Source organism: Pantoea agglomerans, from assembly GCF_020149765.1.
GTDB lineage: Bacteria > Pseudomonadota > Gammaproteobacteria > Enterobacterales > Enterobacteriaceae > Pantoea > Pantoea alvi.
Genome location: NZ_CP083809.1, coordinates 3,708,825 through 3,721,661, shown reverse-complemented (window position 1 = coordinate 3,721,661; position 12,837 = coordinate 3,708,825). Strand labels below are relative to the sequence as shown.

Sequence of the window (12,837 nt, the reverse complement as noted above, 5' to 3'; positions counted from 1 at the left end):
CTGTCAGGCGAATAAGGAGTCAGAGGTGGAGGGCGTTCCGGCCATTTTTCCCTGCGAAAAAGATCGCGCGCAGTTTCGCCAGTTTGACGAGCTGCCAGGCGTAGAACTCTATCAGGCGCATATCACCCGCTATGCTTTTGAGCCGCATACGCACGAAGCGTTCGGCATCGGCACCATCGAATCGGGCGCGCAGCGGTTCCGCTATCGCGGCGCGCAATACACGGCGCCGACCCATTCGCTGGTGATGATGAATCCCGATGAGCTGCATACCGGCGAGTCCGCCTGCGAGGAGGGCTGGCGCTACCAGATGATCTATATCCAGCCAGAGGAGATGACGCAGCTTACCGGCGATCGCGGCTGGTGGTTCAGCGAAGCGCTGCGCACCGATTCAAAGCTGGCGCTGCCGCTGTCGCAGGCGCTCTCGGCGCTGTGGCAGGCCGACAGCGTGCTGGCGCGGCAAAGCCTGCTGGGCGAGGTGCTGGCGCAGCTGCGGCCGCTGGCGCGCATGGCGCAAAGAGGCAAAGAGGAGGGGCGTCATCGCTTCGACCAGGTGCGCGATTACCTGCGCGACAATCTGGCCGAGTCGGTGAGGCTGGAAGAGCTGGCGGCGCTGGCGGGTCTTTCGCCGTGGCATTTTCTGCGCGCCTTCCGCGCGCACTTTCACGTGACGCCACACCAGATGCTGATGGCGTACCGGCTCTATGAAGCCAAGCTGCTGCTGGCGCGCGGGCAGTCGGCCGCCAGCGTGGCGGCGAGCGTCGGCCTGAGCGACCAGGCGCACCTCACCCGCGCCTTCGCCCAGCGCTACGGCATTACGCCGGTGCGCTATCAAAAACAGGTGCGCGGCACCCAGGGCTAACCGCAATCTGCTACAAGATTTATCCCTGCTTTTTCCGCCACACTTCCTTATGCACTTTAATAAAGGAAGAGACGATGTTAGCTGGCGTGTTGTTTGCCCTTGCCGCAGGGCTGATGTGGGGACTGATTTTCGTGGGGCCGCTGCTGGTGCCGGACTATCCCGGCGCGCTGCAGTCTGCCGGGCGCTATGTCGCCTTTGGTCTGATCGCGTTGCCGCTCGCCTGGCTCGATCGCCGCCGCCTGCGTAAGCTGCTGGCGGCCGACTGGCGCGAGGCGCTAAAACTGTCGCTGGTAGGCAACCTTCTTTATTACACCTTTCTCGCCAGCGCGATCCAGCGCACCGGCGCGCCGGTATCGACCATGATTATCGGCACGCTGCCGGTGGTGATGGCGATTACCGCCAACCTCTGTTACGGCCATCTTGAAGGGCGCCTCGCCTGGCGTCGGCTGGCGCCTGCGCTGCTGGCAATTGGCGCGGGGCTGGCGTGCGTCAATGTCGCCGAGCTGCGCGGTCAGGGGGGCGAGTGGGATCTTACGCGCTACCTGAGCGGCATTGGGCTGGCGGTGTTAGCGGTCGCGTGCTGGACCTGGTATCCGCTGCGCAACGCGCGCTGGCTGCGCACCCATCCGCAGCACAGGCCCGCCACCTGGGCAACGGCGCAGGGCGTTGTCACACTGCCGCTGGCGCTGGTGATGTATGCGCTGGTCAGCGCGCAGCTGGCGTGGCAGCGACCGGCGTTCGCCCTGCCGTTTGGCCCGCAGCCGCAGCTGTTTCTGCCGCTGATGCTGGTGATTGGTTTGCTCTGCTCCTGGCTTGGCACCCTTTGCTGGAATGCCGCCAGCCAGCGGCTGCCGACGGTCTTTATGGGGCCGCTTATCGTATTCGAAACGCTGTCCGGTTTGCTGTGGACCTTTCTCTGGCGCCAGAGCTGGCCACCGCTGCTGACGATAACGGGTATTCTGTGTTTAATCCTCGGCGTGCTCTGGGCGATGCGCATCAAGCCGGAACCGCTGTTGACCTCAATTGAGCATTAATCTCTGCTGCTGTCGCGCCATTCAATATGCGCTGACCCGCTGATTTCACACCGTTTTAAGAATAATACGCAGAGCGGAGCGGCAAAATTTGCCGCTCTTTTGCTAAATAAGCGCTAAGGCCAGCGAGAGAAACCTGATAAAAAGCGATCTTGATCGCATTTTTTTCGCTGTCAGCCTGGCGTTTAACGTCTCAACCTGGCCGCAATCTGCGCTTCCGGCCGCTTTTATTCCCTTTTAAACCGCCATTAAGGCCGTAACGCTGGCGATCAATTCGCCATTTTGCTGCATATTTATCACCTGCCGGTGCGTTTTTATTGGCATTTGGCCCTGAGAATAGCGTTTGATAAACCACCGTTTTTTCCAGAAAGGGGGCGGCTAATAAGAATAATTCCTAACGACGGAATTTACGAAACTTTAGATTTGCCGATCTTTATCCTGAATATTCTTATATGAGATCGCCCCTGAATAAGAAAAGAGATAAGCAGTGATAAACCATTCTGCCAGGAAAATTCCTGGCGTTTTTGTGCCGCACCGCTTATTCCGGTCTGATTAAATATTATCCAGTGGATGCAAACTTAGTGCCAGCGAATGTTGAAGTAAAAGTAGGCTGGCTTTGGCGGGCGCTTTAGCACGGCTTAATGGTAAGAGCGACGTTTAGCGCCGGCCATTAACATGCCTGATGAAAAGTAAGAAGCACCAATCTCATCGAAATGAGATTGGGCGAGAGTAGAAGTAGCGAGAAATGCGAGACTTTTGCTGGTGCTTATCAATATTACCGCAAAAAATGAAAATCAGCCCGGCTGCAAACTCATCAGGAATGCATGGAGCGAAAATTAAAGCCACGAATGGTATCTTAAAGTGTCATCATCTCTTCTGGTAAGAACAATCTCAGCGCTAAGTCAGTTTAAGGCAGTATTATTGGTTTTATCGATTTTCCGAGCCTGACGGGTAGTGATAAACGCTGCGGCTAATATCGAGCAGGCGGCAGCTGCGGCGCGTGCCGATGTCGAAAGTGCTCTGCAGGAAGTTGACCGCCTGACGTTTCTCATTGGTAGTAAAGAAGTTCTTCAGTACGCTTTGCAGCATCTCCTTATCTGAGTTGAGCATTTGCAGCTCACGGGTAAGTGATTGTAGTTTATCCTCTAACTCCTTGATTCTTCTTCCTTCTTCCGAAGAGAGACCGGAGAATTTCTTTTTCCAGCTATAGAAGGTGGCCTCAGAGATCCCCAGCTCGTCACAAATCTCCCTGACTTTAACCCCTGATTCAGAAGCTTTAATGGCATTTGTGATTTGCTCTTCGCTATATCGTGACTTTCTCATAAATGCTCTTACCTTTCTTATCGATTAATGGATGAGATGTACTGTATTAATATCTGGCACTGTAAATAAACTATTAATGCAGTATTAAAGTGCGCGATTAGAATTGCGTGGGTTAAATTAAGATATTTAGAATAAATATCATCATGGGATAAATCTTATTTTATTCTTATCGGATGGGCGCACCTTCCTGGTCAGGGATTTTTGTTATAGATTCTTCCCATCCCAAATACGAAAAATTTCTACGTACATTTGATATTTAGCATAACGTGCTTGCTAAATTCGCAGGGAAATGGCTTGCGAATGGGTTCTGTTTTCACCGTGAAATCGATTCCAGATTAGCCGTTCTGAGCCAAATTTAATCAGAATTATCCTGAAAATATTCACCGAATCGTGTTCTGATTCTCATTTTTCGGACCAGCCTGGTTTGAAATCTTTAAATAACGCCAGGCCCACTGAGCGCTTGTTAATTCGTTACAGGGACGTTGTACCGAAGCGGTTGAAGTAAGTAATGCAAAGGATGAGTCAATGAAATTAAGCGTAATGTCGAATGCCGCCTGGATGATGTCTGAGAAGATCGTCTCGGTTTTTGGCGTCATATTTGTGACCTCCTACGTGGCGAAATCATTCGGGCCAACCGTATTTGGCCAGATGGCGTTTTCTACCTCTTTATTTTCTATGGTCCAGACCGTCGCCATCTTCGGTACCGAAACTATCTTGTTCAAGCGGATCAGCAAAAGCGCGCCGAAAGGGCTGCGCCTGATGAACGTGGCGCGCACGCTGCGCATGATTTTACTGCTGCTTACCTCGGTGCCGGTGCTGGCCTGGGTGTGGTTTACCATGCCGCAAAACTTTCTGGCGTTTACGCTGGCGTCGTTCGTCGCCTCGGTATTTGTCACCCAGGACACCTTCAGCGTTTACAACAACGCGCGCCTGGCCTCCCGGCTGAATACCGTTGCGAACTCGCTCGGCATGCTGCTGAGCTTCACCATCAGCTTCGTTATCGCCTGGCTGCGCCTGAATCCGGCATGGCTGACGCTCTCTATCGTCGCCGTGACCCTGGTGCCTTACGCTATCAAACGATACAACTTTTACCGCGAAACTCAGGATATTCCTCCGCCGCAGGAGAAGCGCAGCGCCTATCTGCGCTATCTGATGTACGCCGGTTTGCCGCTGGCGATCTCCAGTATTTTTATTTCGGTGCAGGTGAAAGCCGCGCAGATGTTTTTAGCCGGCATTGCGTCGGCAAGCGACCTCGGGCTGTTTGCGGCGGCCAACACAATCGCGGCTTCGTGGATTTTTATCCCCGTGGCGCTCATAACTTCATGCTTCACTGAGATCTTCAGGGAACGCGGCGAAGTGGCTATTAAGCTGGCAGCGCGGCTTAACGGCTATGTCATGGGAGTTTCACTGATGATGCTGCTGGTCATCGCGCTGTTTGGCGAGAAAATCATCATCGCTTTGTACGGTTCAGAATACACACAGTCAGGAAGTCTCATTACGTTGTTGTCAATGGCAACCTGTTTCTCCGCTATGGGCACAGTAGCCTACCGCTACATGGTGAAAGAGGGTGGTTTCAACTATCTGTTGAAGAAAATCATCTGCCTGATGGTGATCAGCCTGCCGCTTTCGTGGTGGCTGATCCAGGGCTACGGCATTATGGGCGCTGCGTGGAGCGTCTTCGTGTCGGAACTCTTGTCCCTTACCGTAATGAATTACTTCTTCAAAAACGGCGTCATTCAAAGAATTCAGGTTTCCTCACTCAACTACAAAACCTACAAATGAGGTCAGATATGTTTAAGTTGAAAGATGAACTCAGAAGAAGTGTGCAGTACTTCATTAAGAAGATGCCCTGGGCATACCAGGACCGCATTTACTACTTCCATAAGTTCAGAAAATTGCCCAATTTGCGCCAGCCCAAGGTGTTTAACGAAAAGGTGCTGTACCGCAAATTTGTCTATGGCGACTATCAGATCTACGGCCGCCTGTCGGACAAGTATTCAGTGCGCGACTATATTGCCGAGAAGATTGGCAACGAGTACCTGATTCCGCTGGTGCACCAGTCCACCGATCCGGCATCGCTGAATAGCCTGCAAAGCTGGAAGGGCACGGTCATCAAGCCGAATCACGCCTCCAATATGGTGGAGATCCTGCTGGAAGAGCCGGACGCGCTGCGCAAACAGCAGATTATCAACAGCTGCTATAAGTGGCTGAAGACCGACTTCGCCAACGAGGCGCGCGAGATCCACTACCGCTATATCAAGCCGCGTATTCTGGTCGAGCAGTATATCGGCGACGGCAAAACGGCGCCGATCGATTACAAGTTCCATATGTTCAACAAGCGCGACGGCCGCTTTGAATATGTGCTGCAGGTGATCTACAACCGCTGCCAGCCGCAGCTGTCGATGAATTTTTATGTCAATAACCTGACCGAAGCCTTTCATAAGATTCGCGATACCGGTCTCGACGTGACGAAAATCGCCGATTCGCTGCAGCACGCGCTCGATCTGAGCAAGAAGCTGGCGAGCGATTTCGACTACGTGCGCGTGGACTGGTATATCCATGAAGGCCGCATCTATTTCGGCGAGCTGACCTTCACGCCGGGCGCAGGTCTGGTGACCGGGCTTGATCGCGGGCTTAATCAGATGATGGGAGATATGTGGATTCAGGATCGCCGCGGCACGCAGAGACCGGGCGTTTCGGTGCAGGACGTCAATATTCCTGCGCTGTTGAAGAAAGTTTGAGTCACACAGCAAAATAAAAAACCCCGCGCTGCGGGGTTTTTTATTGGCTAACGAAGCCAAAACGAAGCTGGCATGAGCCGAAGAGCAAAGCGTCCCGCGCCATGGAAGGCGCGGGCCGAGCGAGCATGGATGCGTTAAGCGACTTTGCGATCGTGCCATGCCAGCTTCGTCAGCGCTGTGTAACCACCGCAAAATAAAAAACCCCGCTATGCGGGGTTTTTTACTGGCTAACGATTAAGGCATTGGCCAGTCAGGCGGCGTCTGGCTCATCACCTGAATAAAGGTATCTTTGGTCACCAGCATAAAGTGATGCACGTTTTCCATGCTCAGCGAGATACCCAGCAGACCCATCACAAACCAGCAGCTCATACCGAGACCAATGCCGCCGCACATAAAGGCCATCACATGATGGCTGCTCTGGCGGAATTTAATTTTAAGGGTGCTGGCAAAAAACATCATGATTGCGCTGAGCAGTTCCCAACGCATAACGATCAAGCTGGTGGTTATGGTCGCCATCGACTTAAGCCTCTGAATCTAAGTGATTATCCCTGACGGTTACTGGACATCACCGGCGACAGAAAGCGTGGTCAGGGAAAGGCTTTCCGTCGTCAAAAAGAATTTAATGTGTGATCTTGGTCACATTATATCACTGGATTTGATTTTTTGAACAAAATTTGTACCTGGTATGGTAGAAATTTTTTTATCGATATGTTGGCAGGAATATCAGGGCGTTAAGCAGAGAAGCGGGGAAAGGTGCGCCCGTTAAGGGCGCCTGAGGCTTAGCGAATCGGGCAGCATTCGCCGGTGGTGCGCTGGGTGTAGCTCGCCGCGGGCTCGCTGCAGTCGAAGTTTACCCTGCGCGGGCGCTGGATCGCCTGGCGACGCATAAAATGGCGATAGGCGGTTGGCGTCTGCGAAAACTGACGGCGGAACACGCGGGAAAAAGTCTGCTGCGAGTCATAGCCGTACTGCATCGCGATATCAAATACCGGACGCTGCGTCTGGCGCAGTGCTTCCGCCGCCAGCGTCAGGCGACGCTCACGAATGTAGCCACCCAGCGTCTGTTTCGTCACGGTACGGAACATACGCTGCAGGTGCCACTTTGAATAGCCTGACCTGGCCGCGACGTCATCGATCGACAGCGGCTTATCCAGGTTTTGATCGATCCAGCGCGTCAGGGAGTGAATGATCTCTTCTTGCATCATAATCTCGTCCTTTAGTTCTGAGGGATTCGTTATTTGACGGAGGCGAGTATAATTCCTCAAGTTAACTTGAGGTAAAGAGCCAGATGAAAAAAGATCGCAACTACCCAAAACCGGTTCTGACGCCGGGCGAAGTCGCGCGGCGCAGCGGCGTGGCGGTTTCCGCGCTGCATTTTTATGAGAGCAAAGGGCTTATCTTCAGTACCCGCAACGGCGGTAACCAGCGTCGCTACAGCCGCGACGTGCTGCGCCGCGTCGCCATTATCAAGATTGCCCAGCGTATCGGCATTCCGCTCGCCACGGTCAGCGACAGCCTGATGCATATCCCCGCCAACAAGCGCATGTCGACCCAGGAGTGGGACGCCCTGACGCAGCACTGGCGTGAGGAGCTGGATAAGCGCATCGAAACCCTGACGCGGCTGCGTAACGACCTCGACGGCTGTATCGGCTGTGGCTGCCTGTCGATGCGCGACTGTCCGCTGCGCAATCCCGGCGACCGGCTAGCGCAGCAGGGGTCCGGCGCGGTGCTGCTCGATCCCGAACAGGATGATAAAGGCGAGCCGCCGCGCTAAAGAGGATGAAGGCTATACTTGCCAGAGGCTCACAACAGGAATTGACTATGATTACCGTCCACCATCTTGAGCAATCGCGCTCGCATCGCGTGCTGTGGCTGCTGGAAGAGCTGGAAGTGCCTTACCAAATCAAACGCTATCAGCGCGAGGCGTCGATGCTGGCGCCGGAAGCGCTGAAGAAGGTCCATCCGCTTGGCAAGTCGCCGGTCATTACCGACGGCAATCAGGTGATTGCTGAGTCGGGCGCCATTCTTTCCTGGCTGGAAAGCAAATATGACCGCGAGCAGCGGCTGACCTCCGCCGACGAGCAGGCGCGTCTGCAGGCTAATTACTGGCTGCACTACGCCGAAGGCTCGCTGATGCCGCTGCTGGTGATGAAGCTGGTCTTTAGCCGTCTCGGCAAGGCGCCGGTGCCCTGGCTGCTGCGTCCGGCGGGCGCGGCGCTGGGCAAGGGCATACAGAAGGCCTGGCTCGATAAGCAGCTGGTGCCGCATCGCCAGATGATTGAGCACCATCTGGCCGCTCAGCCCTGGTTTGCCGGCAAGCGCTTCAGCATCGCCGATATTCAGATGAGTTTTCCCCTGCTGGCGCTGCAGTCGCGCGGCGGCCTGGATGATATGCCCGCCACGGCGGCCTGGCTAAATACTGTGCAACAGCGCGCCGCCTGGCAGCGCGCCGTGCAGCAGGGCGGCGAGGTGCTGCCAGGGGGCTAAGCGGCAAAAAAATCCCGCGACATCAGAACCTAACGCGACGGCGGCCCTGAAGCGGTCGCCGCACAACCCCGCAAAAAGCCCCATCAGCGCCTCTTTTTGTCCTGAATTTAAGCGAGGAAGCAGTTGAAAATCGGCGGCCAAACGCCGGATAATCCCGTGCCTTTAATCTGGCCGCATAGCGGACAGCTATCCGCCGCGAAGTAAACGTTTGCCTGCCGCCTGGCGCGCTATGGTGCCGGGTCGATAACCAGGGATTTTGCAGGCTGCGACGCAGGGCGTTTCACACAACAAAAAATTTTGAGGCTCAACTATGTCATATGAATCACGCTCGTCCGCTGGCAAGCTGGACGCCTGGTTCTCTGTTTCTGCACGCGGCAGCAGCGTCCGGCAGGAAATTCTGGCGGGACTGACCACCTTCCTGGCGATGGTCTACTCGGTGATTGTGGTGCCCGGCATGCTGGGCAAAGCGGGCTTTTCGCCCACGGCGGTCTTTGTCGCCACCTGTCTGGTCGCCAGCGTTGGCTCAATCGTCATGGGATTATGGGCCAATCTGCCGATGGCTATCGGCTGCGCCATCTCGCTCACCGCCTTTACTGCCTTTAGTCTGGTGCTCGGCCAGCATATCAGCGTGCCGGTCGCCCTCGGCGCGGTGTTCCTGATGGGGCTGCTGTTTACCTTTATCTCGCTGACCGGCATCCGCGCCTGGATTTTGCGCAATCTGCCGATGGGCGTGGCGCACGGCACCGGCGTGGGGATCGGCCTGTTTCTGCTGCTGATCGCCGCCGACGGCATTGGGCTGGTGGTGAAGAACCCTGCGCCTGGCCTGCCGGTGGCGCTGGGCCACTTCACTTCGTTTCCGGTAATGATGTCGCTGCTGGGGCTGGCGGCAATCGTCGGGCTGGAGAAGCGCCGGGTGCCGGGCGGCATTCTGCTCACCATTATCGCTATCTCGGTTCTCGGACTTATCTTCGATCCGGCGGTGAAGTTTCAGGGGCTGTTCGCCTTGCCCAGCCTGCGCGACGGCCAGGGCAACTCGCTGCTGTTCAGCCTGGATATTATGGGGGCGCTACAGCCGGTGGTGCTGCCGAGCGTGCTGGCGCTGGTGATGACGGCGGTGTTTGACGCCACCGGCACCATCCGCGCGGTGGCGGGGCAGGCGAACCTGCTGGATGAGAAGGGCCAGATCCTCAACGGCGGACGCGCGCTGACCACTGACTCAGTCAGCAGCCTGTTCGCCGGCCTGGTCGGCGCGTCGCCTGCGGCAGTCTATATCGAATCCGCAGCCGGCACGGCGGCGGGCGGTAAGACCGGCCTGACGGCGATTGTGGTTGGCCTGCTGTTCCTGGCGATTCTGTTTATGTCGCCGCTCGCTTATCTGGTGCCCGCCTACGCGACCGCGCCCGCGCTGATGTATGTCGGCCTGCTGATGCTGAGCAACGTGGCGAAAATCGACTTCGGCGACTTTGTCGATGCGATGTCCGGCCTGGTAACTGCGGTCTTTATCGTACTGACCTGCAATATCGTTACCGGCATTATGCTCGGTTTCGCCACCCTGGTGGTGGGCCGCCTGTTCGCTGGCGAGTGGCGCAGGCTGAACGTTGGCACCGTGGTGATTGCCGCCGCGCTGGTGATGTTTTACGCCGGTGGCTGGGCGATCTAGCAGTAAAACCGGGCGAGCGCCGTCTCGCCCGGCTCGTTCTCTGATTTTTCGCCGCGCCGCACGCGTGACTTGTCATTCTCTGCGCACTTTGCTTTACACTTTAGCGCTCACAACATTTTTTCTGACTTTACGATTCGCCTAAGGAAAGCATGGAAATCTTCTTCACTATTCTCATTATGACGCTGGTGGTGTCGCTCTCCGGGGTGGCCGCGCGCATCTTGCCGTTCCAGATCCCGCTGCCGCTGGTGCAGATCTTCGCCGGTGCGCTGCTCGCCTGGCCGACCTTCGGCCTGCATGTCGACTTCGACCCGGAACTCTTCCTTGTGCTGTTTATTCCGCCGCTGCTGTTTGCCGACGGCTGGAAAACGCCTATTAGCGAGTTCCTGCACCACGGCCGGGAAATTATCGGCCTGGCGCTGGTGCTGGTGCTGATTACCGTGGTCGGCATCGGCTACCTTATCTACTGGACGGTGCCGGGCATTCCGCTGATCCCGGCCTTCGCGCTGGCGGCCGTGCTGTCGCCAACGGACGCCGTGGCGCTCTCCGGCATTGTCGGCGAGGGGCGCATCCCGAAAAAAATCATGTCTATCGTGCAGGGCGAGGCGCTGATGAACGACGCCTCCGGCCTGGTCTCGCTGAAGTTCGCCGTTGCGGTGGCGATGGGCACGATGGTCTTTACCTGGGGCGGTGCCAGCATCGAGTTCCTTAAGGTGGCGATCGGCGGCCTGATTGCGGGCGTGGCGGTCTGCTGGCTCTATGGTAAATCGCTGCGTCTGCTGAGCCGCTGGAGCGGCGACGATCCGGCGACGCAAACCGTGCTGCTGCTGCTGCTGCCGTTCGCCTCCTACCTGATCGCCGAACATCTCGGCGTCTCCGGCATCCTGGCGGCGGTCGCGGCGGGCATGACCATTACCCGCTCCGGCATTATCCGTCAGGCGCCGCTGGCGATGCGCCTGCGCGCCAACAGCGTCTGGCAGATGCTGGAGTTCGTGTTCAACGGCATGGTGTTCCTGATGCTCGGCCTGCAGCTGCCGGACATTATCGGCACCTCGATTGATGCCGCCAACGCCGATCCCAACGTGGAACTCTGGATGCTGTTTACCGACATTATCCTGGTTTACGCCGCGCTGATGGTGGTGCGTTTCGGCTGGCTCTGGATCATGCAGCGTCTCAGCAAGCGCGTGCTGAAGAAGAAGCCGATGGAGTTCGCCAACTACTCGCTGCGCGAGCTGCTGATTGCCACCTTTGCGGGCGTGCGCGGCGCCATCACCCTGGCGGGCGTGCTCTCTATTCCGCTGTTCCTGACCTCCGGCGAGCCGTTCCCGGCGCGCTATGAGCTGGTGTTTATCGCAACCGGCGTCATCCTCTTTTCGCTGCTGGTGGGCGTGGTGGTGCTGCCGCTGCTGCTGCGCGGCGTAGACGGCATCGATAAAGCCGGCCACCGTCGCGAGCTGCAAAACGCCCGCGCGGTGATGGCGAGCGTGGCGATTGAAAGCCTGCATAAAATGGAAGAGCGGCTGGAGAAGGACAGCGAGGAGAATATCGATCCCGAGCTGCTGAAAGAGGTGAGCCTGCGCGTTATCGGCAACCTGCGCCGCCGCGCCGACGGCAAAAGCGATCTGGAGCAGGCGCTGTTCGCCGAAAATCTGGAGCGCCGTTTCCGCCTGACCGCGCTGCGCGCCGAGCGCGCCGAGGTCTATCACCTGCGCGCGACGCAGCAGATTTCCGATGAGAGTATGCAGCGGCTGCTGCGCGATCTCGACCTGCTGGAAGCGCTGCTGATCGAAAAAGAAGAGTAAGCCGCGCGCCGCGCCTAGACCGACAGGCGCGGCGCTTCATCCGGCCAGTGTTCGCGGCAGCAGGCGATCCACGCCTGCGCGCTGCGCGACAGATAGCTTCCCTCGCGCCAGATCAATCCCAGACTCCACTTCAGCTCCGACTCCAGCGGCAGCCACAGCAGCGACTGCTTATCGAGCCGCTGACAGATCGGCTCCGGCAGGATCGCCAGCCCCATTTCCGCCTGCACCATCGCCGCCAGAAAATCCCACTGGCCGCTGCGCACCGCAATATGCGGCGTCACGCCAAGGCGCTGAAACGCCTTCATCAGCTGGCGGTTCAGAGAGAACTCTTCGTTAAAAATCAGCAGCGGATGCGCCGCCAGCTCCGTCAGCGCGATATGGCTGCGGTTAAGCCAGGCGGCCTGGCGCGGCACCAGCACGCAGAGCGGATGGTGCATCAGCGGCAGCGTATTGAGCGGCAGATCGGCATCGACCGGCAGGGCGGTGAGCGCGATATCCAGGCTGCCCGCCAGCACCGCCTGCTGCACGGTCAGGCCGCCAAACTCGGAGATATTGAGCGCGACGCCGGGATAGCGGCGGCGAAAGGCTGAGATCGAGCCGGCGATCTGCATGCCGACCATCGGCGGAATACCGAGGCGCAGCTCGCCGGTCTTAAGCTGGTTAATGTCGCCGATCTCCGCCTCAAGCTGGTGAAACTCCTGCAAAATCGCCAGCCCGCGCTGGTAGACCGCCTGACCGCTGTCGGTCAGATGCAGCTTGCGTCCGTCACGCAGCAGCAGCGTGCAGCCCAGCTCCTCTTCCAGCTGGCGCAGCATTTTGCTGATGGTGGGCTGCGTAACGTAGAGCTTCTGCGCGGCGCGGGTAAAACTCTGCTGACGCACCACCTCGGTGAAGTAGCGTAAAGCGCGGACGTCCATAACTATTCCCTTTTGGCATG

The 12,837-nt window shown here is 57.3% G+C and carries 12 protein-coding genes; 8 read left to right on the top strand and 4 right to left on the bottom strand.

The genetic code is table 11. The features are described 5' to 3' along the window. The first annotated feature begins 25 nt into the window (after positions 1–25). On the top strand, positions 26–859 hold the full coding sequence (locus LB453_RS20485) for an AraC family transcriptional regulator (protein ID WP_103793663.1): 834 nt from the start codon (positions 26–28) through the stop codon (positions 857–859). A gap of 74 nt (positions 860–933) precedes the next feature. Then, positions 934–1,893 (top strand): DMT family transporter, encoded by a 960-nt coding sequence (locus tag LB453_RS20480; RefSeq protein ID WP_103793664.1) that lies wholly within the window; start codon positions 934–936, stop codon positions 1,891–1,893. Between the two features lie 924 nt (positions 1,894–2,817). On the opposite strand, the gene LB453_RS20475 is transcribed toward LB453_RS20480, so the two are convergent. Continuing rightward, positions 2,818–3,213: a transposase gene (locus LB453_RS20475; RefSeq protein ID WP_103793665.1), complete on the bottom strand. Its 396-nt coding sequence runs from the start codon at positions 3,211–3,213 to the stop codon at positions 2,818–2,820. A gap of 525 nt (positions 3,214–3,738) precedes the next feature. On the opposite strand from LB453_RS20475, the gene LB453_RS20470 reads away from it, so the two are divergent. Together LB453_RS20470 and LB453_RS20465 are read left to right on the top strand one after the other, a co-directional pair. Next, positions 3,739–4,995 (top strand): polysaccharide biosynthesis C-terminal domain-containing protein, encoded by a 1,257-nt coding sequence (locus LB453_RS20470; protein ID WP_103793666.1) that lies wholly within the window; start codon positions 3,739–3,741, stop codon positions 4,993–4,995. 8 nt (positions 4,996–5,003) lie between these two features. Then, positions 5,004–5,954: an ATP-grasp fold amidoligase family protein gene (locus LB453_RS20465; protein WP_103793667.1), complete on the top strand. Its 951-nt coding sequence runs from the start codon at positions 5,004–5,006 to the stop codon at positions 5,952–5,954. Between the two features lie 234 nt (positions 5,955–6,188). On the opposite strand, the gene LB453_RS20460 is transcribed toward LB453_RS20465, so the two are convergent. After that, positions 6,189–6,470: a YjcB family protein gene (locus LB453_RS20460; RefSeq protein ID WP_103793668.1), complete on the bottom strand. Its 282-nt coding sequence runs from the start codon at positions 6,468–6,470 to the stop codon at positions 6,189–6,191. A 263-nt stretch (positions 6,471–6,733) separates the two neighbouring features. Beyond that, positions 6,734–7,159 (bottom strand): superoxide response transcriptional regulator SoxS, encoded by a 426-nt coding sequence (soxS, locus tag LB453_RS20455; protein ID WP_103793669.1) that lies wholly within the window; start codon positions 7,157–7,159, stop codon positions 6,734–6,736. A gap of 83 nt (positions 7,160–7,242) precedes the next feature. Between soxS and soxR the strand changes: the two genes are divergently transcribed. From soxR to LB453_RS20435, 4 genes are all read left to right on the top strand, one after another. Next, positions 7,243–7,728, top strand: coding sequence for a redox-sensitive transcriptional activator SoxR (soxR, locus tag LB453_RS20450; RefSeq protein WP_103793670.1), 486 nt, complete (start codon positions 7,243–7,245; stop codon positions 7,726–7,728). Positions 7,729–7,775: 47 nt separating this feature from the next. Further along, the gene (locus LB453_RS20445) at positions 7,776–8,441 is read left to right on the top strand and encodes a glutathione S-transferase family protein (protein WP_103793671.1); all 666 of its coding nucleotides are present in this window, start codon (positions 7,776–7,778) and stop codon (positions 8,439–8,441) included. Between the two features lie 310 nt (positions 8,442–8,751). Next, positions 8,752–10,101 carry an NCS2 family permease gene (locus tag LB453_RS20440; protein WP_103793672.1) on the top strand — a complete coding sequence of 450 codons (1,350 nt, stop codon included), beginning with the start codon at positions 8,752–8,754 and terminating at the stop codon, positions 10,099–10,101. Positions 10,102–10,250: 149 nt separating this feature from the next. Next, positions 10,251–11,900 (top strand): Na+/H+ antiporter, encoded by a 1,650-nt coding sequence (locus LB453_RS20435; protein ID WP_103793673.1) that lies wholly within the window; start codon positions 10,251–10,253, stop codon positions 11,898–11,900. A gap of 14 nt (positions 11,901–11,914) precedes the next feature. Here the strand turns inward: LB453_RS20435 and LB453_RS20430 are convergent, their stop codons facing one another. After that, positions 11,915–12,817, bottom strand: coding sequence for a LysR family transcriptional regulator (locus LB453_RS20430; protein WP_103793674.1), 903 nt, complete (start codon positions 12,815–12,817; stop codon positions 11,915–11,917). Positions 12,818–12,837: the final 20 nt, after the last annotated feature.

Excerpts from the sequence above, each read along its gene's own strand:
- LB453_RS20445 (WP_103793671.1), top strand. The coding sequence starts at position 7,776 with ATGATTACCGTCCACCATCTTGAGCAATCGCGCTCGCATCGCGTGCTG.
- LB453_RS20470 (WP_103793666.1), top strand. The coding sequence starts at position 3,739 with ATGAAATTAAGCGTAATGTCGAATGCCGCCTGGATGATGTCTGAGAAG.
- LB453_RS20435 (WP_103793673.1), top strand. The coding sequence starts at position 10,251 with ATGGAAATCTTCTTCACTATTCTCATTATGACGCTGGTGGTGTCGCTC.
- LB453_RS20430 (WP_103793674.1), bottom strand. The coding sequence starts at position 12,817 with ATGGACGTCCGCGCTTTACGCTACTTCACCGAGGTGGTGCGTCAGCAG.
- LB453_RS20465 (WP_103793667.1), top strand. The coding sequence starts at position 5,004 with ATGTTTAAGTTGAAAGATGAACTCAGAAGAAGTGTGCAGTACTTCATT.
- soxS (WP_103793669.1), bottom strand. The coding sequence starts at position 7,159 with ATGATGCAAGAAGAGATCATTCACTCCCTGACGCGCTGGATCGATCAA.
- LB453_RS20475 (WP_103793665.1), bottom strand. The coding sequence starts at position 3,213 with ATGAGAAAGTCACGATATAGCGAAGAGCAAATCACAAATGCCATTAAA.
- LB453_RS20440 (WP_103793672.1), top strand. The coding sequence starts at position 8,752 with ATGTCATATGAATCACGCTCGTCCGCTGGCAAGCTGGACGCCTGGTTC.
- LB453_RS20480 (WP_103793664.1), top strand. The coding sequence starts at position 934 with ATGTTAGCTGGCGTGTTGTTTGCCCTTGCCGCAGGGCTGATGTGGGGA.
- LB453_RS20460 (WP_103793668.1), bottom strand. The coding sequence starts at position 6,470 with ATGGCGACCATAACCACCAGCTTGATCGTTATGCGTTGGGAACTGCTC.
- soxR (WP_103793670.1), top strand. The coding sequence starts at position 7,243 with ATGAAAAAAGATCGCAACTACCCAAAACCGGTTCTGACGCCGGGCGAA.